The organism is Microbulbifer maximicatervae (SeqCode) (genome assembly GCF_052467505.1).
In genome coordinates this window covers 1,818,096-1,841,325 of sequence record NZ_CP174313.1, presented here as the reverse complement: position 1 = coordinate 1,841,325, position 23,230 = coordinate 1,818,096, and the positions used below count along the sequence as shown (strand labels likewise).

At 42.7% G+C, this 23,230-nt stretch carries 20 protein-coding genes; 13 read left to right on the top strand and 7 right to left on the bottom strand.

Annotated features, from left to right (window positions below; translation table 11 throughout):
- The first annotated feature begins 36 nt into the window (after window positions 1–36).
- Window positions 37–561: a hypothetical protein gene (locus ACJJIN_RS08045; protein ID WP_444897625.1), complete on the top strand. Its 525-nt coding sequence runs from the start codon at window positions 37–39 to the stop codon at window positions 559–561.
- A 127-nt stretch (window positions 562–688) separates the two neighbouring features.
- Complete coding sequence (locus ACJJIN_RS08040; RefSeq protein WP_444897624.1) at window positions 689–1,657, top strand: UDP-glucose 4-epimerase family protein; 969 nt, start codon at window positions 689–691, stop codon at window positions 1,655–1,657.
- Between the two features lie 30 nt (window positions 1,658–1,687).
- On the opposite strand, the gene ACJJIN_RS08035 is transcribed toward ACJJIN_RS08040, so the two are convergent.
- From ACJJIN_RS08035 to ACJJIN_RS08025, 3 genes are all read right to left on the bottom strand, one after another.
- Complete coding sequence (locus ACJJIN_RS08035; protein WP_444897623.1) at window positions 1,688–2,239, bottom strand: hypothetical protein; 552 nt, start codon at window positions 2,237–2,239, stop codon at window positions 1,688–1,690.
- 274 nt (window positions 2,240–2,513) lie between these two features.
- A complete protein-coding gene (locus tag ACJJIN_RS08030; RefSeq protein WP_444897622.1) occupies window positions 2,514–3,179 on the bottom strand; it encodes a class I SAM-dependent methyltransferase in 666 nt (221 codons plus the stop codon).
- A 649-nt stretch (window positions 3,180–3,828) separates the two neighbouring features.
- Window positions 3,829–4,131, bottom strand: coding sequence for a hypothetical protein (locus tag ACJJIN_RS08025; RefSeq protein ID WP_444897621.1), 303 nt, complete (start codon window positions 4,129–4,131; stop codon window positions 3,829–3,831).
- A gap of 455 nt (window positions 4,132–4,586) precedes the next feature.
- On the opposite strand from ACJJIN_RS08025, the gene ACJJIN_RS08020 reads away from it, so the two are divergent.
- From ACJJIN_RS08020 to ACJJIN_RS07995, 6 genes are all read left to right on the top strand, one after another.
- Window positions 4,587–4,952 (top strand): hypothetical protein, encoded by a 366-nt coding sequence (locus ACJJIN_RS08020; RefSeq protein ID WP_444897620.1) that lies wholly within the window; start codon window positions 4,587–4,589, stop codon window positions 4,950–4,952.
- Between the two features lie 117 nt (window positions 4,953–5,069).
- Complete coding sequence (locus tag ACJJIN_RS08015; protein ID WP_444897619.1) at window positions 5,070–5,213, top strand: hypothetical protein; 144 nt, start codon at window positions 5,070–5,072, stop codon at window positions 5,211–5,213.
- Window positions 5,214–5,291: 78 nt separating this feature from the next.
- A complete protein-coding gene (locus ACJJIN_RS08010) occupies window positions 5,292–5,459 on the top strand; it encodes a hypothetical protein (RefSeq protein WP_444897618.1) in 168 nt (55 codons plus the stop codon).
- Window positions 5,423–5,686, top strand: a complete 264-nt coding sequence (locus ACJJIN_RS08005; protein ID WP_444897617.1) for a hypothetical protein — start codon at window positions 5,423–5,425, stop codon at window positions 5,684–5,686. Before ACJJIN_RS08010 ends, ACJJIN_RS08005 begins: the two co-directional genes overlap by 37 nt.
- Window positions 5,687–7,126: 1,440 nt before the next feature.
- On the top strand, window positions 7,127–8,626 hold the full coding sequence (locus ACJJIN_RS08000) for a vanadium-dependent haloperoxidase (RefSeq protein ID WP_444897616.1): 1,500 nt from the start codon (window positions 7,127–7,129) through the stop codon (window positions 8,624–8,626).
- A gap of 498 nt (window positions 8,627–9,124) precedes the next feature.
- A complete protein-coding gene (locus ACJJIN_RS07995; RefSeq protein ID WP_444897615.1) occupies window positions 9,125–10,522 on the top strand; it encodes a tryptophanase in 1,398 nt (465 codons plus the stop codon).
- 258 nt (window positions 10,523–10,780) lie between these two features.
- Here the strand turns inward: ACJJIN_RS07995 and ACJJIN_RS07990 are convergent, their stop codons facing one another.
- Window positions 10,781–12,520, bottom strand: a complete 1,740-nt coding sequence (locus ACJJIN_RS07990) for a beta propeller repeat protein (RefSeq protein ID WP_444897614.1) — start codon at window positions 12,518–12,520, stop codon at window positions 10,781–10,783.
- A 111-nt stretch (window positions 12,521–12,631) separates the two neighbouring features.
- Between ACJJIN_RS07990 and ACJJIN_RS07985 the strand changes: the two genes are divergently transcribed.
- Both ACJJIN_RS07985 and ACJJIN_RS07980 read left to right on the top strand, forming a co-directional pair.
- Window positions 12,632–13,294 (top strand): hypothetical protein, encoded by a 663-nt coding sequence (locus ACJJIN_RS07985; RefSeq protein ID WP_444897613.1) that lies wholly within the window; start codon window positions 12,632–12,634, stop codon window positions 13,292–13,294.
- Complete coding sequence (locus tag ACJJIN_RS07980; protein WP_444897612.1) at window positions 13,291–15,261, top strand: alpha/beta hydrolase family protein; 1,971 nt, start codon at window positions 13,291–13,293, stop codon at window positions 15,259–15,261. Before ACJJIN_RS07985 ends, ACJJIN_RS07980 begins: the two co-directional genes overlap by 4 nt.
- Before the next feature lie 68 nt (window positions 15,262–15,329).
- Here the strand turns inward: ACJJIN_RS07980 and ACJJIN_RS07975 are convergent, their stop codons facing one another.
- Both ACJJIN_RS07975 and ACJJIN_RS07970 read right to left on the bottom strand, forming a co-directional pair.
- Window positions 15,330–16,106, bottom strand: coding sequence for a LytR/AlgR family response regulator transcription factor (locus tag ACJJIN_RS07975; protein ID WP_444897611.1), 777 nt, complete (start codon window positions 16,104–16,106; stop codon window positions 15,330–15,332).
- Window positions 16,107–16,113: 7 nt separating this feature from the next.
- Window positions 16,114–17,139 (bottom strand): sensor histidine kinase, encoded by a 1,026-nt coding sequence (locus ACJJIN_RS07970; RefSeq protein WP_444897610.1) that lies wholly within the window; start codon window positions 17,137–17,139, stop codon window positions 16,114–16,116.
- 394 nt (window positions 17,140–17,533) lie between these two features.
- Between ACJJIN_RS07970 and ACJJIN_RS07965 the strand changes: the two genes are divergently transcribed.
- From ACJJIN_RS07965 to ACJJIN_RS07955, 3 genes are all read left to right on the top strand, one after another.
- A complete protein-coding gene (locus ACJJIN_RS07965; RefSeq protein WP_444897609.1) occupies window positions 17,534–18,715 on the top strand; it encodes a haloalkane dehalogenase in 1,182 nt (393 codons plus the stop codon).
- A 7-nt stretch (window positions 18,716–18,722) separates the two neighbouring features.
- On the top strand, window positions 18,723–19,352 hold the full coding sequence (locus ACJJIN_RS07960) for a hypothetical protein (protein WP_444897608.1): 630 nt from the start codon (window positions 18,723–18,725) through the stop codon (window positions 19,350–19,352).
- Between the two features lie 350 nt (window positions 19,353–19,702).
- Window positions 19,703–21,472, top strand: a complete 1,770-nt coding sequence (locus ACJJIN_RS07955; protein ID WP_444897607.1) for a DUF885 domain-containing protein — start codon at window positions 19,703–19,705, stop codon at window positions 21,470–21,472.
- A gap of 583 nt (window positions 21,473–22,055) precedes the next feature.
- On the opposite strand, the gene ACJJIN_RS07950 is transcribed toward ACJJIN_RS07955, so the two are convergent.
- Window positions 22,056–23,219 (bottom strand): acyl-CoA dehydrogenase family protein, encoded by a 1,164-nt coding sequence (locus ACJJIN_RS07950; RefSeq protein ID WP_444897606.1) that lies wholly within the window; start codon window positions 23,217–23,219, stop codon window positions 22,056–22,058.
- Window positions 23,220–23,230: the final 11 nt, after the last annotated feature.

Here is a 23,230-nt window from a genome sequence, read left to right as displayed (position 1 = left end):
CCGTAGGTAGATTATTTAGGGAGGCTCCAGACTTCAATGCCAACACAGATTTTGACTGGGCGGCCACTCTTGTTGCTGTTGACGTTGCTACTTTTCATGCTGGCTGTGCCACTTCTTGTTATTGCAACTCCCCATCCTCCAGGGCTATTAACCAGCTCCAATGATGATCAATATGCTAATGAGGAGCTATTGGGAGTTACATTTTTTCGAATGCTCCATCTGGATAGTACTATGGATAAGCAGGTGCGCCCGGATAGAAAAATCCAAACACCACCGATCCGCCACTTTGAAGGTGCTACTGCCAAGAACTTTCAGGAAAAGATAGCCCATAAAAAATACCACCAGATTTGTGATCGTCAGTCACCCAAAGGGTTGTCTCTTTGCGAGGAGGCGAACTGGAAGTACAAGCAAGCGAAAGCCTGTTTACAAGCCAGGGAAGCCTGGGAGGCCCGCTGGGGCAGGCCGGATACTCAAGCTCCACATGGGAGAGCCCTGAAGAATGTCCGGGCTCGGCTTAAAAATGCTATTACTGACAAAGAACGCCTTTGTGGTATTGAATAGAGTTCTAATAGCCAGCGATGCTTTGATAGCTTGTCATGTTCGCTATGTAGTTGACGAGATAAAGGTGTGTCGAAAAAGTGGTCCGTGTAAACTAACGTGAATTCTACAGCTGAGAAATAGGCCTCCATTGAAAGGACGTATATTACTAACCGGCGCTAGTGGCTTTGTGGGAACCGCACTCTTGCCGCAGCTCCGCAAAGACGGTTACCAGGTTTTGCCGGTGTATCGCAGCGATGTTGAGGGCGGCTTTCAGATCGGTGACCTGTCAAGCAATACGGATTGGGCTCAGGCGCTTGTTGATATAGATACAGTCATTCACACCGCAGCACGTGTCCATGTAATGACGGAGACCTCCGCTAACCCTCTGGAGGAATTCCGTCGGGTGAATGTTGGAGGCACTATCAAGCTGGCACAGCAGGCGGCTTCATCCGGTGCTAGACGTTTTATTTATCTTAGTTCTATTAAGGTTAACGGGGAGTCAACCGACAACCGCTTACCATTTAATGCGGATGAACAATGTGATCCTACGGATCCCTATGGGATTTCAAAGAAGGAGGCCGAAGACGCACTGCTTGAGCTGGCTGAGTCTACGGAGATGGAAGTTGTTATTATCCGACCACCTCTGGTCTATGGGCCTGGGGTCAAGGCGAACTTCCAAGCGATGATGCGTTGGCTTACCAAGGGGATCCCGCTGCCACTAGGGGCTATTCATAATCGCCGAAGCTTGGTATCTATCGGCAATTTGATCGACCTGATCCGCGTTTGTATTTCTCATCCCAATGCGGCAAACCAGGTATTTCTGGTATCCGATGATATGGATGTATCGGTAACAGATTTGTTGCGTGGTTTATCCCATGCCATGGGATGTGATGCTCGACTATTGCCTCTTCCCCAATTCGCACTCACCAGTGCGCTGAAGCTAATAGGAAAGGGGGCAGTTGCCAAGCGCTTGTGCGGTTCACTACAAGTGGATATCACTAAAACCAAAGAGTTGCTTGACTGGACCCCCCCGGTGGCCTTAGGTGAAGGTCTGGCGGAGACTGCACAGGCATATTGCCAGGCAGGAAGCTCTCAGACCCCACAAAAGAGCACTTAGTCAACATTTATTGCCTACGGAGAGGGGTAGTCACCCCTCGTAATTGGCAACCGCAGCGTAAAAACCAAGCAAGTAGGTTGCTGGAACCTCAATGGTAGAGCTGTGCCCGGATCTTGCTCTCAGTTTAAGTTTGAGTTTATCTCGATTGCGCACCGAAGCCTGTATTTGTTCCTCAGTGAGAGCAATATCCAGAATCTCTTCAAGCATACATTCATTACCACTTACGCATTGAAGGACATTTTTGTTAATAGGGGCCGTCTCTACTGGTTGTCCGCTATTTAACTCCGCAGACTCATAGTGACGCCACGCCTTGCGATAGGTGATATGGATCTGTAGGTGGTACTTCGTTGGCTCGTTAGCAGCGGGTTCAAATGCGCGGAGGTTGTAGTAGTAGAGGTTTAGGTCGGAGCCATCAGTAGTGGCCTGTAATTTCGGCCCTGAGAACTGAGTACCAGAATTTTCCCCACTAGCTTGGATAGATACCGCCTGTCTGATTTCCCCTGCCGTTTTTTCCGAGAGCTGAGTGACTGAACTACAGCCAGCCAATAAAACCGCTACCAGAGTTAGTGTGAATTTAGTCATGGGTCTTCCCTGTTTTCTTTTCACTTCTTTTGGGGCGAAAGTATCGCATAGTTGGGGTGCTGGCTGAAATTTTACGTAAATCTTTATGCTCTAGGAGGGCAGTGGCATCAATTGACAACTTCGGAGGGAGCTTTTTAGTTGAGAATAATAGGGCGTATCAGAGGGTAATTGGCCGTCTATTCAGTATTCTAGATTTTGAAAATAGGAACATCAAAAGGCGGTATCTACCTTGCGATACTTTACGAGATACCGCCTTTGCAGTTGAGCTTGTATTTCACGCTGTGTAGATGGATTTTTTCCCAACAATGATAACCGAATCAGCTGGTACAGTTGTATTTTCAAAAGGAATTTGTTCTTCGTCAAAGTAATAGGACTCTACGGTATCAAAGCCCGCATTTTTCATAAGAGATTTAATTTCTTCCGTAGAGCGTATATGAAATTTAAATTGGGTGAAGGGTATTTTTTTGAGCGATTTATCTGAACGAATCCCGAAAACTGCTCGCCCTCCAGGTGAAAGCCAGCTGCTAATATGACTGAAAAAGCTTAATAAATCGTCGATAAAGTACAGAATATTAACTCCGATAACACCATCAACGCTTCCATCTTTAAGTTGGACTTCCAGGCAATCACCACAAATTACTTCCGCTGCACACTGGCTGTCTCTCAGTGTTTCTCGAAGCTCGCTGGCCATAACTTCTGACATTTCAATACCTAAATAGTGCCCATTAATGCCTAATCCGCTCAATATCGGTAGCGACAGCGATCCATTACCTGGTCCGATTTCGACGATTGACTCATCTTCTTGCGGTGATAGTTTTTGAATAGCTTGATTGGTAATAATCTGATTGAAAGCACTCATTTTGTTGCCCATTTCAATGCCAGCCTTTCCCTCAGGGCATGAAAGCTGGTTTGCGATAGATTCTAGATCAAGGTTTTCCATTAGTAATGTCTTTGTTGTCAATTACAGTTATATTGCTTGGAGTATAACCATGAAGCTGAAATAATGTTTCTTTTTCTTAGTAGGGCTTTAGATTCACAAGTGAGAAGACTGAGGGGCGGAGTATAGCTCTGGCGCTCCAGCTGATAACTGAGAGGTGTCACAGACATGGGGGCACTTTCTTTTCTGTAACACTTTGTGGGGAAGTACTATTTAACAGCTTGGGATGTGGTTTCTACGCTGCTTTTCTCTGTACGTTTATTGATCTGGTAGTGCAGCCTAGATTGCCAATACAAGTGACACACGCCAGCCCGGTAGAGATTCTAGTGAGCTCAACTAATTTAGAATCTCTTTTGGATGCGAGTTTATTCGGAACACTGCATCGTCAATACGGATTTTGGGTATCTTGCCAGTTTTCACACCTTTCGGGAAGAAACGTCTCTGTAGACCATTCGTATTTTCGTTTAATCCATTTTCCCAGGAGTGATAAAGCTCTTCAATATATATTTTATACCCCAGTTTCTGTGCAATTGATTGCCCGACTTACTGTCTTCTTACTCTTGTTGGACACCCGACGAGTGAGCAACAACTTAGAGACTTGTTCAACTAAAGTCACAAGACGGCCATCTTGGCCGTAAACCGTATAGCCCTTCTAGTGGCCGAGCTCGGTGTTTCCATCAACAATCGTAGGCCGTTCTTCAATATCAATACGCTCCGGAATGAGCTTTGCTCCTGCCTCAGAACCTGTACGCTTTCGGTAGACTTTGCCTTTTCGTGGAAGTCGCGGTCTCCAGCGAAGCTGAGCTATCCAGCGACAAATAGTAGAATAACCGACCGTTTTATTACATTTCTCAAGCTTCATCCGACCAGCAACTTGTTCGGGGCTAGCGTTTTTTAGCTGATAGTCAATTTGCACCTTCATGGCGAACAAATTTGGTGTACTTACGAGCCCCATATCGTCTCTGCAACACCTGGCGATGAGCGCTTTCAGCACAAAAAGGGTGAAAGCGATTAAGTTCTAATGAGATAGTTTTGTTGGAGCGATTGAGATGTAGTGCAACGCCTCGAGCCGAATAGCTCTGTCCATTGAGGACTTCGATCTGCTATCGTTCATTCAAGGTCAGTTGGTTGGTATAGATTCTCATGAGGTTCCTGGCTTGTTTGTGTGGAAGCTAACCAGCCTACAGCCAGCTGGCCTCCTTCACTATCGCCACTTGTGTCAGTTATTGCGGGGATCTAGGCAGAATCTTGCCTGAAACATTACTCAGAAAAGAATGTTGATTATAGTGGATTTTGGTGGGCGCTTAAGAGTCGTTATTAAGTTATCAGGAGTAAATATAGGTCACAAATAGGTCGAGATATATATTTAAATGTAGAAACAAGTTTTGGTCATAAAGAGCCTTTTCGGATGTGGCGTATATGCGAGTTTTTGCCGAGGAATGTAGGGTTGATATTGCGCGAAATAGAGAGCTATTCGGGCTGCTTTATTCAAATAAAGGGTTGCCAAATATATTGTCTGACAAGGTTTGTCGGGAGTTCTATAACTATGTACGAGAGTCGGATGAAGATTTAAGAACACTGGGTTATGTCGATAGAAAAGATGCAGATAAAATTATTGCAGAGGGACGAGGGTGCTTTTGTCGGCATGACCATTTTATTGATGATTGGAAACAGAAATCCCTAGCCCATCAAACCTACAAAACTAATGTCAAAAGGGCTAAGCGGCACATGATAGACATAACTACCCTCTCTCCAAGCTTCAGCATTGCTGCTTAAAGAAAATAGCAGGTAATGAATAAATGACAGGGCCGTAATTACATAGTGAAAATTAGGGAGGGTGTTAGAGTGGATGGATTATTTGGAATTGTGGAATATCTTTAATGCCCGCTTGATATGCGGTTCGCTTTGATTGTGCATGAAGTGATGCTCGAGGAACAGCGCGGCGAGATTGACATCACTTTATCCCACAGTTACCTGGGATTCACGGCGGTTGACATGGTGCTATTTCAGGAGGGTGCTGCCGTATTGATAAAGTGAATATTGATCGAGTCGAGCAAAAATATGAACTGATTCACGACCGCAAAAGCGTCTACCAAAGCCAGCCTTTAGGGGGGCATGGCCGTACCGGATCAGGTTACCTTGATTGCGAACTCAACCTATACCGATTTTATTAATGCGCCAATACTATCCAGCGGCGACGATACCTATCTGGGTTATTACATCACCATCGCAGGCAGTAATAGCGCATGGAGCGACGCCACTACCCCGGCCTCTGGGCAATAGGTTACCTGCTTCATGTACGCCTGGGTACCGAAGCAACCCAGCGCTCATCGGGTATGGGCTTTGTCCTGTTGGATCGTAGCACGTTGAGCTATATCCCCACCGAGCGCTACAACGCAAACCAGACACTAACCTTCCACGCCACCAGTAGCGGCAGCTGTGTAATGACCACTACCAGCGCCAGCCATATTGAGTTGGCACCCACCAGCCCGATTTGCGGAATCTCATGAGAGCCACAGAATCCGTCGGTCACTGAAGTTGCTACGTAAAGAAGGCTTTGAAATTGGGCGCTATAGAGTTTGCAAGCTAATGAAAAACTTGGTTTGGCAGTAAAACATAAGAAGCAATTTACTCTAACCACAAATTTCAACTTACAGTTGCTGAGGATTTTCTGAATAGGGGTTTCTCATCGAGTACTAAAAATCAAGTTTGGACTACGGATATCACATATATCTGGACTTTGTAGGGCTGACTATACCTCGCGGTAGTAATTGATCTTTATTCATGCCGGATTGTTAGTTGGTGCTAAGATCGTTAGATAATGACGGCCCAGGTAAGTCATGCACTGAAACAGATATGAGGGCCTATATTGCTTATTGCAATCCACGCAGAATGCATACAACACAGGGGGACATAGCCCCATCGAATTTGAAAGACGTGCTTGAGAAAGCGTCCGGTTATAGTTGACCGCAGCATCTGACCGCACTCAAAAGAAAATGCTTTTGATAATGCTGAACCTAATCCATTGTTGGTTGGCTTATTTCTGAAAGCTACTATAACTGATTTTTCCAGAGCCTTTCAGATGTGTATGTAATACTTTCACGTTTAGACCTTCGCTTATTGGTGCATTGTACTAGCAAGAATGGCACTAAAGTATAAAGTTATCGTTCATAAAGTTCTTCTTGCTAACTATTTTTACTCTTTTTGAGAAGGAGTCTTTTGTTTCGATCGATCGAGAGTGACTGTTTAAGAGATATCGTGTAAGCACCTGTAACTCCCTAGTTAACATAATTCTAGTATAATAAAATCGAACGGTGGATGCTGTTATATATGGCTACAACGACAGTCCCACGTTATTCATTTTCGGGTTAATTGTGCTGTAAGTATTTGGGTGCTCATAAAATAAGATCAATATATCTAATATCAGTAGAAAGTATAATTTAGACAATTTAATGGAAATGTGCTGGATTTACAGTGTTAAGTGCTGCTGTGTTAGTGTTTTTACTGCTATCTGTGTTGGGCTGGCTAATGTTTGTTGAAAATATGTGGTTAGCCAGCAACCCATTTAATCCGAAAAACATTTACTAAAACATAACCTTTTGACTTTGCAGTTTGCTAAGAGAAAACACTGGTTTCCGATATTTGAAAAAACTTGCCAATAATTTGAACCTCAAAAATTACTGTTTCCGTGAACTGGCATCTTTACAAGTAATTACTTTGTAAGTAGTTTCAAGGGCCTGCCTTACTTGTTGGTTTAAATTTTAGGGCCTGATAATTCAGGTGGCATTGACATTAGAAGAATATCGAGAATTATGGTCATTTACTATTGAAATGGGGGAGGGTATAGAGAACAGTCTATTTTAAAGTGTTTTTAGGTGTTTATCATTAAAAAGTGATCGGTAGTTAGGATGCTACATTGGTCACATGGATATAGCAAAAAGGAAAATCCAATGCTAAAAGATGTAACTTATAAAAAAGCTTTAAAAAGTATTATAGGATTAGTATTTGTGTCAGCAAGTTGGCAAGCGCAGGCCATCAGTTGTCCTCAGTTAGAGGATGTTTCATTGCCTCCAAAATGTAGCTCTGAAGAGCTAGGAACTTGTAATGTTGCGGTACAAAATATAATCCCAGCTGCAGCCTGTGCAATCTTCGAAGTGTCTCCGGCTGCAAATGATGCGACGTTGGTACTCCGTTTTACAACGCTTATCACTAACTCCTGGTTTGATGCAACAGCACCTTATCATCCGACAGCAAAGGGCGTTTACTCAGATATTAGTCGAATGACAGAGCCGACAGATAATACTGAGTTAAATATTGCATTGACCTATGCTTCCCACAAAGTACTAAGTGGTTTATTTCCCCATTTGGTATCTGAATGGGATGACATGCTAATTGAGCTAGGGCTAGATCCTGAAAATATTTCAGAAGATACGACGACACCAATTGGTATAGGAAATTATGCTGGTAGAAAAGTTCTGGAAGGACGTGTCAATGATGGGATGAATCAGTTAGGTAATGAAGGTAACCAGCTTTATCATCGCTTGCCTTATGCTGATTATACTGACTTTAAACCTGCTAATTCTGCCTACAAGCTGCGTTTTCCATCAAAATGGCAGCCGGCAGTTTTAATGGAGCGACCAGGCGTATTTCGTGTTCAGCAGTTCGTAACTCCTCAAATTGCATTGACTACGCCCTACAGCTACGAATCTCCTGATGAGTTTAGTTCACCGATACCAATTAAATCCAAAATTTGGAACTACCCCAGTTACGTAGCGCAAGTAAATGATGTATTGGCTACATCAGCGAATTTAACTGATGAGCAGAAGATGAAAGCTGAGCTATTTGATATGAAGATATTCAGCTTAGGCTTCGCTGCCGTTTTTGCATCTGAATCTCAAGGTTTATCCCTGATGGATTTCATACACTATGATTTCCTGACTAATATGGCAGCTTTTGATACTGCTATTGCTATCTGGAAAGAAAAGCGTCGCCATAATTCAGTAAGACCTTTTTCTGCTGTTCGGTATATTTATAAGGATGAACCTGTAACGGCTTGGGGTGGTGCTGGAAAGGGAACTGTGGATGATTTGCCCGCCAGCCAGTGGACTAGCTATCTGCCTGTAGCTGATCATCCCGAGTATCCCTCCGCATCAGCTAGCTTTTGTGCTGCGCATGCCGAGACAAGCCGCTTGTTTTTACCTCAAGGCGATACTTTGGGATATTCTGTAACTGCGCTGTCTGGCAGCTCTCAGATTGAACCTGGTGTAACACCACAAACTGACTTGAATCTATATTTCCCCACCTGGACTTCATTTGAAGAGGACTGTGGTAACAGTCGTGTATGGGGAGGTGTACACTTTGAGCCTTCAGTACCTGCAGGGCAGGCGATAGGTCATCAAGTGGCACATCGTGCTTTTCAGTTTTACCTCTCAAAATTAGAAGGTAACTAAGAGAGATGACGTGGGGCAGAAGAATCACTAATTGATAAGCTCTAATCCAATTAGTATCTTCTGCCTCATTTATAAGTTAGATGTTTCTATTCTGGGACCTCTGTTCATCAATGTTTAAAATGTGAGCTAAGTTGTCATTAGATAATCTTTTATCTCGATACTTGGGAAATCTAGAGTGGCTTCCGGTCACAAGAAATGTGAACCTAAGAACCCGATAATAAGTTCACTCAAGTGACTGAAAAGGCCATATAGATAATGCAGCCTATTGTACCATAAGTTAAGAAGTGAAATACTTGACAATCATTTTTGACAGAGGAGTCTGAATCTCAGTAGGGGACAATATCCCGTTGAAGTATTTCTGCAGTTTTTAGATGTTTTACAGGGCTTAACTTTAATTAAAATATAATTCGGTCCTGTTTCTCTTATACTAATTACTTTACTTATAATAATTGGATTGTTATTGCCTGCAGTATGGCAGGTATTGTTAGGATAATTGTGATGAAGCGAATCCCTGAACCCTTCCGTATAAAAATGGTTGAGCCGATCAAGATGACAACCTATAAAGATAGGGAGGTTGCACTCAATAAGGCTGGATTAAATCCGTTTTTACTGCGCAGTGATGATGTCTATATTGACCTATTGACAGATTCAGGCACTGGTGCAATGAGTGATAATCAATGGGCGGGTTTGATGCTTGGTGATGAGTCCTATGCCGGTAGCCGAAACTACTACAATTTGTGCAATGCAGTAGAGCATTTTTTCGGGTATAAATTGGTTGTTCCTACACATCAGGGGCGTGGAGCAGAACAAATTTTGTTTCCTGCTCTGATTGAGCGTATGCGTCAAGTGCGTGGAGGGACGGAGCCTGTATTTATTTCAAATTATCACTTTGATACTACTGCAGGGCATATAGAGTTAAATGGCGGAAAAGCAATTAATGTGGTAGATAAACGTGCTTTTGATACCACGACAGCATACGACTGGAAAGGTAACTTTGATTTACAACGCCTGGTTTCCACTATTGAGGAGCACGGAAGCCACAATGTCTGTGCGATTATAACTACTGTGACCTGTAACAGTTCTGGTGGTCAGCCTGTGTCCATGAAAAATATGCAGGCAGTTTATGAAATTGCTACTAAGTATGATATCCCAGTGGTAATTGATTCGGCTCGATATTGTGAGAATGCTTACTTTATAAAGCAAAGGGAAGAGGGGTATCAAGAAAAATCGATTTTAGAAATTATTCGCGAGATGTATCAATATGGGGACATGATGACAATGTCCGCAAAAAAAGACCCTATGGTAAATATTGGTGGCCTTTGTTGTATTAGAAACAATGAGGAACTTTTTCAAGCCGTACAAACCCGCTGCGTCCCTATGGAGGGTTTTGTGACCTACGGAGGGATGGCTGGTCGCGATATGGAAGCGCTGGCCCGGGGGCTCTATGAGGCTGCCGATGAGAGCTATTTGAACTACCGAATTGGCCAAGTGGCCTATCTGGGAGAGCGATTGAGATCTGCTGGAGTACCCATTCAATATCCCACAGGTGGGCATGCGGTTTTTGTAGATGCATCGAAGATTCTTCCCCATATTCCATCAGAGCAGTTTCCGGCACAGGTGTTAACCAATGCGCTGTATCTAGAAGCGGGAATCAGGGCTGTGGAAATTGGCTCTTTACTTCTTGGGCGGGACCCGGATACCGGTGAACAAAAGAAAGCAGATCTAGAATTGATGCGGCTTACTATTCCGCGTCGTGTCTATACAAATGATCATATGGACTATGTTGCAGATGCTATTATAGAGCTGAGTTCACGAGCTAGGGAATTGCGGGGTTTAACTTTTGAATATGAACCTCAGGTTCTTAGGCATTTCACCGCTAGATTTAGATTGATTTAAGTTATTAGATCATCAATGTGGCCTAATAACTTAGCTAAAGAAGGTAGCTTGCCATGCTTAGATTTTTCATAGATACCTTTGTGGTATTAGATAGCCTGAGAAGTGCCTGTTTTTCGACGATATAATAGACAGTTCACTAGAGGGGAATTTTTATTTTTAGAGATAGACTAAAAAACTTAATTGCGGACTTTACATACTGCTTGTAACTTTTTGTAAAAAAAGTGGACACTTAAAGAAGAAAGTGTCCACCAACAATCATTAGAAGTTTTCCTGTCGCCTCACTTGATGCCAGCTATCACCAAAATCATTAGACTCGTAGAAGTCTCCGCTAGCACCATCACAGGATACCAATAGACGGTCAGCAACTTGCGGAACTAACGAGGTGCAATAGTTTGTGGGTGGTTCGCTATCTGTGATCCCCCAGCTCCTTCCTCCATCAGAGGTTTTCAGAAGTTTGATTTCAACTTCTTGATTTCTATGAGAAGCCCGATTTCCGGTAAAGCTGGCAATAGCAATGGCATCATTAGGACTTGAAAACCTGGGTGCAGACTGCAATGTAAACTCTCTTACACGGCAATAACTTTTTGATGATTTGTTCTCGGGACAGTTTTCTAAATAGGTGACAATTTCGTTTTGAATGCCATTTTCATCAATCCTATAGTAGGTTGGTTTTCCGGTTAAAGACCAAATTCCAGCTTCTTCGATTCCCAGTTTAACTGCACCTACATCAACGATATTGCTTATATTGAATTCATCAATTGATTTCTCAATTATCCAGTTTTCAGGGTTGTATATAAAGCTCTCGCTACTAGTAGGTGTAAATACAACGCTTCCATAGATAGATTGCTTGCGGATCGTTATGTAATGCAGTCCATTTAATTTAAAAATGGTGGTGCTGTATATATATTGCGTATTCTTAGACTTGGCCTGCCGGTTAACTGCTCTAGGCTCATCGATGTACTCCCATCCTTTGCCAGAGCTAGAGGAGTATCGATTCAATAGCTCCCACTGCACACCTGTATTAACTATAGTTCCTTTTAAAATGTTTACTTCAAAATCACGAGAAACCACCAGTTCGATCTCACCCGTATCTAAGAGGGCGAGATGCTCAATGTGAGAGTCATGCTCTAAAGATATATCGAGCCAATTCCCATTTGCAGGACGCCAAAATAGAGTGCCTTCACTACCGCCAACAACTAGGTCACCATGGTGGTTTTGGGAAAATGCATTGAGCTCATGGTTTGTATCAACAGCCTCTAGCTCCCACTCTCCTGCGGCTGTGCGCTTTAGGAATACCCCAATTTTCCCGAGAAAGTAAATGGAATTATCTGAAGAAATATGTTGTATTTTGTAAGTTAAAGGATTTTGTGCAACGGATATATAGGCTGACTCACGTTCCTCATCTTTCTCATCAATGTGCCAGCTATTAATTAATGCTGAATCATAATCTAGAAACTGAAAATGCTTGGTAAGCACTTCGCCTTTTACCAGGTCTGGTGCTCTCACTAGTAGATCAAGATATTTATCTCCTTGTGGATTGGGGTAGTAGATTAGGGTTCCAAGATCTGTTATCTCCCCTTGGATAACAGAGAATGTTCCAAGCTTCTCATCGGCACCTACAAAGCGGCTGTACCATCCATTGCCATTAGAGTGAAAGGCACGGATACTGCTGAGCGAGTAATTTCCTGCTTTCACTGCTGAGGCGAAAACAGTCGTGCCATCTAGTTTAGGCCTTGCAGCTAATAAACGTTTTGGCTTGATTGATTCAGCCTCATTTAGGTTTTCAGGGTTGATAGTGAGCTGATTGAAAGGTAGGGAGCTGCCAGAGGCATTGATGATCCGGGCTACGACAATCCCTTCTTGTTCGCCAATCTGAGTATCTTTTTGTAGTGCTGGTAACATAGTTACTTGACCTGTGCAACCTTGTAAAATTGCCGTGCAGCTCAATAAAAAAATTATGTAAATTCTCATGTATCTAAAAGATGTCGTCCCGAGCATAAAACTCTCCATAATGTAGCCATAGCATAGCGATTGTATTGCGACTGGCTCTAAGATAATATTTGTAAGTGTATCATTTCTTTTTAAAATCAAAAATATGGAATTGCTATTTTGATGCTAAATGCGATGTGCAATAAAACGGCGAGAAGTGGATTTAATCTGTTTTCCATGTCCTTTATGAGTGTATTTTGTGCAACATATTTTTTTGTTGGCGTAGCAAATGCTAAAACATTGTCGTTAGTTCCTTATGAGAACCCTCCAGAGTTAAGAAGTAGACAAGGTTACGTCTTAGTAAAGTTGAATGTCGGGGGCACAGCGCCCTCTATTGAGTTTGGTAAATTATTTACCAGTGGAAATAAATACCTAGGTGAGAGGCAAAAGGCTAGAGTTCGAAAAGGTAGTCAATATAATGTTAGCCTTAAAGGTAAACCTGAAGGGTTTTATTTGATGGTCGTTCCTCCTGGTCTTTATCAAATTACGCAGATAAAAGCACCATACTATAACCTTCCTTATAAGTTCGATACGGCGAATAGACGTACGTGGCGCTTTCGTGTTGAAGAAGGAAGGACTAGCTATATTGGCAATCTGTTTATAGGTAAACAGAGAAAGTCAAACACAATAGAGGTTTATTTAAAAAATCGTATCGCATCAGAAATAAATGAAATACAAGAGTCTATGGGTTCTTTGTTCGAATTGTATCCCCTGGCATCTGGTGCGGGAGTGCAAGATGAATTCTTGCAAAGTTGGTTAAGTCCTTTGGAGATAAACCAATGATTGTTTTTTTTCGAGGGACTTTATTGGTTTTGTTATGCATTCTGGTGAAAATTGGTCCAGTAGTAGCAATGCCAGCAGAAAGCTACTTTAAAACGATTGATACTATAACAGCACAAGTCAGTCCAGATGGAAGATTGGTTGCGTCCATTAAGCAGAGTGATACTAGTCAAAAGTTAGATATTTGGAGTCGTGAAGGTGGATCTAGTCATACCCTGATTGATCTCGAAACATTGACCTCCAGGGATGCATCAATTCAATTTATCCGTTGGGTTGGCCCAAAGTATCTTGTTGCCCAGTTTAAGGAAGTCAAGAAGGGTGTTAAGAATTTACTAGATACCAAGCCAGCATATCGACTATTAGTGCTTGATGTCTCAGGCTCCGAAGGCCAGCTTCCAGAAATATTTGAGGTAAAAACGCCGGGTTGGTTGGTCCATGCGTTGCCAAACAGGCCGGGCCATTTTCTGTATGCAAAAAGTGGGATTTACTCCAAGGTATACAGTATTGACGTATCTAAGCTTAACCGATTTAAACAGAAAGCAAGTAAACTTTTACGAAAAGATGGAGGCCAGTTTACAGTTCAGAATGAAGTGGCTTCGGTTGAAGGGTATGCGATACGCTGGTTTTTTGATCCATCAGGCCAGCCAAAGTCCGTTTTGTTTTTCAATGACAGCAAGCTTCATCTGAGTAAAGTTGTTGATGGAAACTCTACCGCCCCAATAAAGAGTTGGTCTGAAGAAGAGTTGGAAGAGGAGCCTGCCCCCGGAGCAGAGCATGGAGTCCTTATTCCGGTGTCTATAAGTCCAGAGCTTGGAACTTACTTTTGTTTAGATACTAATTCGGAGAAAGATCGGGTAGTTTACCGCTGCAATTTCACTAGTGGAGAACAGAGCATAGCTTATCGATCTGATAGCTACGATATTATCGATCTGGTAATAGAGCAATCGACAGGGGAGTTGATTGGTGTAAAAGTCGTTCATAATGGACGGTTAGAATATCAATATATTGATGAGGATAGACAAGAAAAAAATGGCATGGCGAGTCTACTAAAAACAACAGTAGGAAGAAGCCTCGATAGTACTATAGAACTTTACTATAGTGAGAGCCACGGCCAGCCAGGACGTTATTTCATTAGCAGGAAAAACCAGAAAATTGACCAGCTAGTGGCCTCAAAATTTCCACATTTAAATGATCAGCTTGAGAGTCGCCAATACCACGAGCAGGTTAAAGTGGAGGGATTGGATATTCCCTATATATTGACCATGCCAAAAGGTAACGGGCCATTCCCTCTTATAGTTATGCCACATGGTGGTCCTCTTGGCGTTTTTGACCATCAGTATTTTGACTACTATACACAGTTCTTTGTGGCGAATAATTATGCCGTTTTAAGGGTGAATTATCGAGGATCGAGTGGTTATTCAACTGAGCTGGAGGAAGCGGGTGTTCACCAGTGGGGTAACTTAATGCTTGAAGATATATTTCAAGCAACAAAGGTGGTAAGTGACCGAAGCGATATTTTGTCTTCGGAAATTTGTTCTGTTGGAATGAGTTATGGTGGATATGCTGCACTAATGATGGCTATCAAACACCAGCAATTGTTCCGCTGTGCAGTCAGTGTGGCCGGTGTCACAGATGTTAACCTCTACCTGAACTCACCCTATGCAACTGAGGCTCAAAGTAAGTGGATGCAGGAGAATGTTGGAGATACTGTTAAAGACTATGGCAAACTGAAGGACATTTCACCGGTATATCTGGCACAAAACCTTCAAAGGCCTGTATTTATTATTCATGGTGAGAAGGATGAAACTGTTGATGTTGAACATATGTACCGCATGAATATGATGTTAAGTAAGTTTGATAAGGACTATGAGTGGAAACTATATCCAGATATGGCTCATGGCCCTACTGATAGTGAGCACCATAGAGCTATTTTTGGGTCGATCATCAGTTTCCTTAAAAAGAACATGTAGGTTTCTGGGATTATGGAGGCTCGGAGTAATTTCATAGCAGTATTTGTGGGATTACTTAGAGCCATCTATTACCCAATTAGAGAGCTAGCTGAGACTTTAATACTCTCCTTTAAGATGGAAAGAAAACTGCGAGATACTGGGATAAGTGTATCTGTTCCGGAAAGTCGGACAAAATGGCGTCGTGACTGTAACTTTAATTCAAGAATTCTATGGCTGTTAATGATGTAGCTTCGATGTAATCGGTAAAAAGTTTCCTTAGGTAGCTGCTCACTGAAACTGTCAAGTGTCATATCTGAAATAATGGTATTTGTATTGTGGGATTTAACTCCTGTCTCGGTAAGGTGGATGCGACGATAACGACCGATACTGTCGATATAGTTAATTTGGTCATATTCAAATATCTTCATTTGATTGTAATCACTCAAAACCAATCGGTTTCCGCTTGTCGAAGACGTCTGTTGCCCTAAGGCATACATCTCTTGCCGTAATATCTTGCGAATGCTTTTCTTTATTAATTCTGGATGAGCAGGCTTTGTCAAATAGTCGATTGCATTTGTGTCGAACGCACGCAGGGCATAGTGCTGATAGGCTGTTAGAAAGACAAGTTGATAGTTTATATGTTGAGTTGCATTGGCCACATCAAAGCCATTCACCTCTGGCATTTCAATATCAAGGAAAACGATATCAGGGCTTTTGGTTATGATCTGCTTTATTGCTAACTTTCCATCAGTTACTTGCGCCACAACTTTCAATTTATCGAAGGTGTTGATTACTTCTATTAGATTGGATCTTGCTGCAGGTTCATCATCGACAATAATTACTTTTTTAGTATTCATTTTCGCCATTTTCAACCTACGGGGTTATGGATGAATTTACTTGTGGGAAGCGAATTTTCAAACTTGCTCCTTCACCGCTTGAATTTAACTTGAGGGCGTGGTTGTCACTGAAGTTGACTCTTAATGTTTGAGTTAGAATACGTAATCCTTCACCATAGGTAATGTTCTTGTCATCAAAGCATGCCCCTGTATCCTGAACTTCCACTTCTATGTAGCTATTATTTAGTTCGACATTTACACTCACATGACCACTTTTAGCGTAGGGTGCAATACCGTACTTTATGGCATTTTCCACAGCTGGCATTAGTAGTAATGACGGTATATTCATTCCATTCAAATTTTGTGGGCAGTCAATATCAAAGGTGAATCGATCCTCAAAGCGCTTTTGCTGCAGCAAGAGGTATAACTCGATTAATCTTAGTTCTTCCTCAATAGTTATCCATTGGATTTTGGTTAAGTTGATTGTGTCGCGCAATAAATCGGAAAGGCTGTAAATGAGCTCTTTAGCTTTTGATGGGTGCTGAATGACTTCTGATGCAATCAAATTTAGGGTGTTAAATAGAAAGTGAGGATTAGATTGCATTTTAAGTATTTGTAGCTCTGCCTGTTGTGCATGAAGCTGCGAGCGATAGAAGAAACTTTGCTGTTGAAATATATATATGGCAAAAATATAAACTGTGGATTCAAGTAGTATTATCGCCAATGGTAATATTTTAATATCAGGTACTTTAAAAGTTAATGGGGGTTCTACGATCGGTGCAATGCTTATAAATAGAGAAATGACTACAATTGGTCTAAGTAAGTAGGTGTGTTTTTCTTTTAATAATCGTAGAGGGCTGTTGGGAAGATTTTCAATAAAAATGAAAAGAAGGTGACAAAAAATAAATGTTCCCCATATTTTAGCTGTAGCCAACAGGAAGAGGTGGGGGGTTAGTGACTCAAGTGAATAAAGTGTAGCAGAGACGATAAAGATATTCACCCATGGCCAAATTAGAAGAAATATCCATGCTTGGATCTTATTTATTTTGCGAAATTCAAACAAGGTTCCTTGCCTATATTGCATTCAATATCGATTTTTATATATCAGAATATCAACAGTGAATGATATAGGTAATCTCATATGAAAGAAACTTGCCATTTGCTCCATTGAGCTTGAAATATGCACCGTTCATACAAAACATTCTCGATTGCAAGCAAATTTTTAAGTATCTAAGTATAAGTTTATGTATCACAGGTTCTTAAATTGGCGGAAGTTAGTCATGTGCTTTTTTTCGAGTTTTCCCTGTTTAATTAATGATAAAACTTCTAACAGTTCTGGTCGTGCGGAGATTTTCACCATCCGTACAATTCTGTCATAGGTGGATGCTCTGATGGTGATATGAATATCCTCTTCAGTTAAAGGAATTTTAATTTAATGTAAAAGGAAGGTTTGTATTATGAATTATTCTTTTGTCTCTATATCTAAAACTCCCCAATATATCTCTCTATTCCGGTGTCTGTTCGGTATCTGCTTTTTGGGTTCCCTATTGGTTGCTTGCGACTCGGATGACTCTGAAGATGTCTCAGGGACTGAGACTCCCTTAGTTACAGGTCCTAATAGTGACGCTTGTAAATTTTCTGAAAGTGAAATACACGCAACCGCTACGGGTTTGGAATATATTGTTACTCCCGATGCCTGTTTTGACTCCCTTTCCGGATATGAGTTTGAGCCAAGTTACGTAGAAATTGACGGCTTAAATATGCATTACGTGGATGTTGGGCCTGATAATGGCGAAGTTATACTGTTACTACATGGCCAACCCAGCTGGTCCTATTTATACCGAAAAATGATCCCGATCCTTGCTGATGCCGGTTACCGAGTGATTGCACCAGATAATATTGGAATGGGAAGGTCAGACAAGCCGATCGACGTCACAGTTCATCAATATGAACAACATGTTGCTTGGACTAAGGCGTTTATTGATAAGTTAAATTTAACTGATATTAATCTATTTGTACAAGATTGGGGAAGTGTTATTGGTCTTCGTATTGCAGGTGATATGCCACAAGTTATCGGAAGGCTAGTTGTCGCGAATGGTGACCTTCCGGTGATTCCATTGGGGGGAAATCCTTATATATACCCGACTTTTGAGATTGATGAATCACTGGGTGATGCAGAAACATTCTTTACGTCAAAATCGACTGATAGGGTGGAAGGATTCCAACAATGGATTAACTATGCCTCTAGTGTACCGGAATTAATTGCTGGAGATGTGGTACAAACATTGACTATTAACCTGCTAAGTGATGAGCAAGTAATTGCGTATAACGCCCCCTACCCAAATATTGAGTATAAAGCGGCAATACGAGCATTTCCTGCGATGATGGTAGGTATTGAAATGCAGAATTTTTCTGCCTGGAAAACACTTGGAGCTTTTCACAACCCTTTTATGTTTAATGCCGGTGAGTATGATATCAACTTGGGGAGTATTGAAACGCAACAGAAGTGGGTGGAGCATGTACCAGGTTCGGATGATGGTGATCATAGGCAGCTTTGCTGCAGGCCACTTTATTCAAGACGATGTAGGCGAGGAATTGGCCATACATTTTTTAGACTTCTTGCGAAATACTACGGTTGAGGAACCATTGCAAGCTGGTGGCCCACTCTTTAATTTTCGCTATTGTGAGATATTACTTTCTTATCTAGACGGGGCTGAGGAGTCAACAGAGATTTGGGGTACCCCGGGTGTTAATTTTTGTCCCCAAAATCAGTGGGATGCTATCAACTTCAGTGATATAGAAATTGAGTATGGTGCGCTTTTTGCAATCCCTAATGGGCCGCGTTTTTTTGTGGTGGATGAAATTTTAGGTGGCGATATTGTCTCACCTAGTCCGGATGATGAACATCGTTTTTTCGGTGACTTAGAAATGCGCTTATTGACTACCATGAATTATAGTTCTGATCTCGGAGAGAGTGTTTCCTATATTCCTGGACAGGTACTAAGGAATAATACTTGGTTGTTTTATGAAGGCCGTCGTGTTTATGAGCTAACTGATATCAATGGGCAGGTGTATATTATGCAATCATTTAGTCGTATTGAGGTCTCTGATCTTCAGTTTGACGATTTAAAAGACCTGGGAAGTCGCCTCAATCTGCCAGAAGGCTGGACATTTAGAAGTCGCATTCTAAGTGAGCCATTAGAAGTCTCCGCCATCGATGGTATTGCTGAGGTGGTACAAGACGACTTAGGTAATAGCTACCAGTTAGTGCCGTAATATAAATGAAGTAACATTCATCGGTGTTATAAGGAATTACTGTTCTTTAAGAAGCCCATTTTTATTAAAGTGGGCTTCTTATGCATCGCCATACCCTTCAAGTGCATAGGTTAATGGAGGCTTAGGTGGTCTCTATGTCAAGTTGCTAGCGCTTGTTACTTGTGACTCTGCCAATTAAACGAGTTCCACGCTCTATCCCTGGGATTTATCTATAAATATCCTCGCTTCGCCGATATTCCGCATTTGAGGTGTTGAAACTCATTTTGTTACAGTGCCTACTATAAAACAGGAAATTGAAGTTTTCTTTATAGAAACCTTTTTATTGAGTTTTATGTTGCGGTCTTATAAGAATGATTAATGTAAAAAGAGCGGGTTTAGGTGTATTGGTAGTTTCATCGGTCCTAATGGGGTGCTCAGTTACTGATAACCAAACTGATGTGGCCGGTAGGGAAGCTATTGACAACTCGGCGCTACTCTATGATCTAGCGGATCAATATGCTGAAGCTTATTTAGAAAACTTCCAGCCGTACGCTTACTTCTCAGATATGGAGCTGGACAGGCACAACCTTTTTTTAAGTAACTCCCCCAGTAACACTGCTTCTCTAGCTGCATCTGAGGACAGAATACTCAATAAATTGGCAGAGATAGATCTTAATGGTCTAAAAAGTGATCAAGAGAAGGTATTCTACTTCAAACTTAAGGAGCGATTAGAGTCCAATGTTGGCCTAAGGGTGTGTAAGACTGAACTCTGGTCTGTTGATCATATGTTTGGCCCTCATATCATTCTTGGCTTTTTGACCGAGGTACAGCCGGTTGAAACAGCCCAAGAAAAGGCAGATGCGATTGAACGTTGGCTTGACGTGGCTCGTTATTATGAGCAAGAAATAGCCAATCTCCGCCGGGGATTAGAGCAAGGTTACTCCGCACCTCAGAGTGTGGTTAAGCGAGTCATTCAGCAAGTTGGTGGCTTGACCCAAGTAGCTATTGATGAACACCCCTTCTTGGGGTTAGCGAAGAAAGCTGGGGACCCTGAGTTTGAAGCTGCATTCAAGCAAGTGCTTTCAGATCACGTTATCCCTTCAATGGAAAATTACAAGAATTTTCTAGAATCTGCCTATTTACCTGAAGCCAGAGCCGAGCTTGGCATCCATGCGATTCCTAATGGCCGTGAATGTTATATGGCTCAGTATCGTTCTTATACGACATTGCAGAGAACACCTGAAGAAGTTTTTGAACTTGGTTTAAGCACTGTAAACGCTAATAAGAGTGAAGTGATTCGTTTAGGTAAGGAACTTTACCAGGTCGATTCCTATTCTGAGTCGGTGGCAAATGCCAGTGAGGATAAAACTCAGAAATTTAATAGCGCTGATGAAATGCATAAGTTTTATGAGCGCCTGGTAGATAAGTCTAGAGATTTAACTGTTGACTTCTTCCATGAAATGCCTTTGATCGAAATGGAAGTAAAAGCTATCCCTGAGCATGAACAGGGCTCAGGTCGCAGTGCACACTATATTCCGGGCACCAAGGAGCGCAAGGCGAGATTTGGATATGATCCGACAACTTACAAGGATGAGTCTTACGCTTCTGCAGAGAAGGTTACTATCCACGAAGGGTACCCGGGCCATCATATGCAAATTGCTCTCGTACAAGAGCAAGAAAAGTTTCACAAAATAGAAGATGCTTTGTCTAACTCTGCATTTGCTGAAGGTTGGGGTAGGTACTCTGAACATCTAGCGGAAGAAGCGGGAATGTATCAGTATGGGTCAACCAAGATCCTAAGGAGAGCATGGCCTGCGCGAGGTATGGTAGCGGACACCGCAATGCATGTACTCGGTTGGAGTGATGAAAAGGTTGCGGAGTTTTTGCAGGATTCTGGCGCTTCATTTGCAAAAGGCCCGAGGACTCTGATGGACCGAATGGCGGTTATGCCTGCGCAGCTTACCTCTTATGATTCTGGTGCCCTCGAGATTTTCGCCTTGCGAGAACTGATGCAAAATGAACTTGGTGAAGACTTCGATATTAAGGACTTCCATGAAATCATTCTGAGAAATGGCAATGTTCCTATGGCCGTACTAAGTGAGCAGGTAAGGGATTTCATTCAGGATAAGAAGCAAGGGTAGCTGCGTTTAAGTCTGATCTCGGGCTCGTGTTATTGCGAGCCTGAGCTACACAGTTGGGTGCCAATTAATTTTTGACTAAGTGTCAGCGCTATATAAGTTGGGTTCCCGAATTGGGCTATGTTTAATTTTTTTACTATAGTGGTTTTTTCCTTCCCAGTTACGATTTTAATCAGTCACCTAAAGTTATCTGATCTGATTAAGTACCAATTTGAGAGGTACCATGAAAAATGGCTTAGGGATGGAAGTCCGATGGCTTTGTTTTTCAAGCCGAGGGGCTCTTCCTCTTATGCCTTTCATGCTGTATGTAACAGGTTGGCTCGAGGGGAGAGGCCGGATTGGATCTTTGGTGATCCTTATGCAGAAATACTCTTTGGGAAAGTGAATTTTTGGGATGAATTTTCTAAATATCACACAATTCTCTTCGCTATCTCTATATTTTTATTCCTCTGGTAGTTGTTAAGATGGTTATAAAGTGGGTAGTTAATTGTTCTCTTAAGAAGTTGCTGCTGCCTGAGTCAAAGTAACTACCCCAAATAAAGCTTCGTAATTATTAATATGATGTTTTTAGGGGGCCTTACACTTACTAAATCCCCATTTGCCTGGACGCCAGATCCCGCATAATTTCTTCAGATCCGCCACCAATCGCATTCACCCGCACTTCACGATATATACGCTCAACACGGCAGCCGCGCATATAGCCTGCGCCGCCCAACACCTGCATAGCCTCCCGAGCGCAGAACTCAAGGGTTTCTGTGGCTTGGACTTTGAGTAGTGCGATATCCGCTACTTTGAGCTGATGTTGTTGCTCTGCCCAGGCACAGAGGTCCAGATAGGCTTGGGTGGCATTGATACGTTGAAGCATCTGGGCAAATTTGTGTCGAATCACCTGGTGATTGGCGAGAGGCTTTCCGAAAGTCTGGCGCTCCTGGGCCCACTCAATGGCGTCCTGCAAACAGACCCGGCTGAACTCTACACAAGAGGCGGCAATGCCCAGGCGCTCGCGATTGAAGTTGTGCACTATGGGTAAGAAACCTTGGTTCTCACCGCCAATTAGATTGCTCGCGGGGACGCGCACCTGCTCAAAAAAGATACTGGCCGTATCAGAGCACCACCAGCCCTGCTTTTTATCGAGTAGCTGCCGGCTAACGCCTTCGGCATTCGCAGGGATTAAGAGCAGGGAGATACCGCCGAAGCCTTCCTCGCCAGTGCGCACGGCAGTAGTAAACCAGTTAGCGCGCATACCGCCGGTGATATAGGTCTTTTCGCCGGTAACGATATAGTCATCCCCATCACGCTCTGCGCGGCACTGGAGATTGGCTACATCGGAGCCGGCGCCTGGTTCGGTAATTGCCAAGGAAATATGCTTTTCGCCACGTAATACCGAGGGAATAACCTGATCTTTTAGGGCCTCACTGCCATAGTGCAGTAATGGGGGCAGGGCAATGCCGTGGACCATCAGACTGGCGTAGAGGCCACCAGCGCCGGGGCGGGCTAACTCCTCTGCGGCAACAATCATATGGAAGACATCGGTTTCGATGCCGCCGTAGTTTTCCGGATAACTCATCTGCAGAAGTCCAACTTCTGCGGCTTTTTTCCAAAGCTCGGCGGGTAGTTGGCCGTCTTCGTCCCATTGAGTAATGTAGGGAGTAATCTCGCGGTCGACAAAGCGGCGCAACTGGGTGCGCCATTCTTGATGGCCTTCGTCACAGAAGGGGCTTGCCATACGGGAGGCATCAATATCGTACATGCTGATCTCCT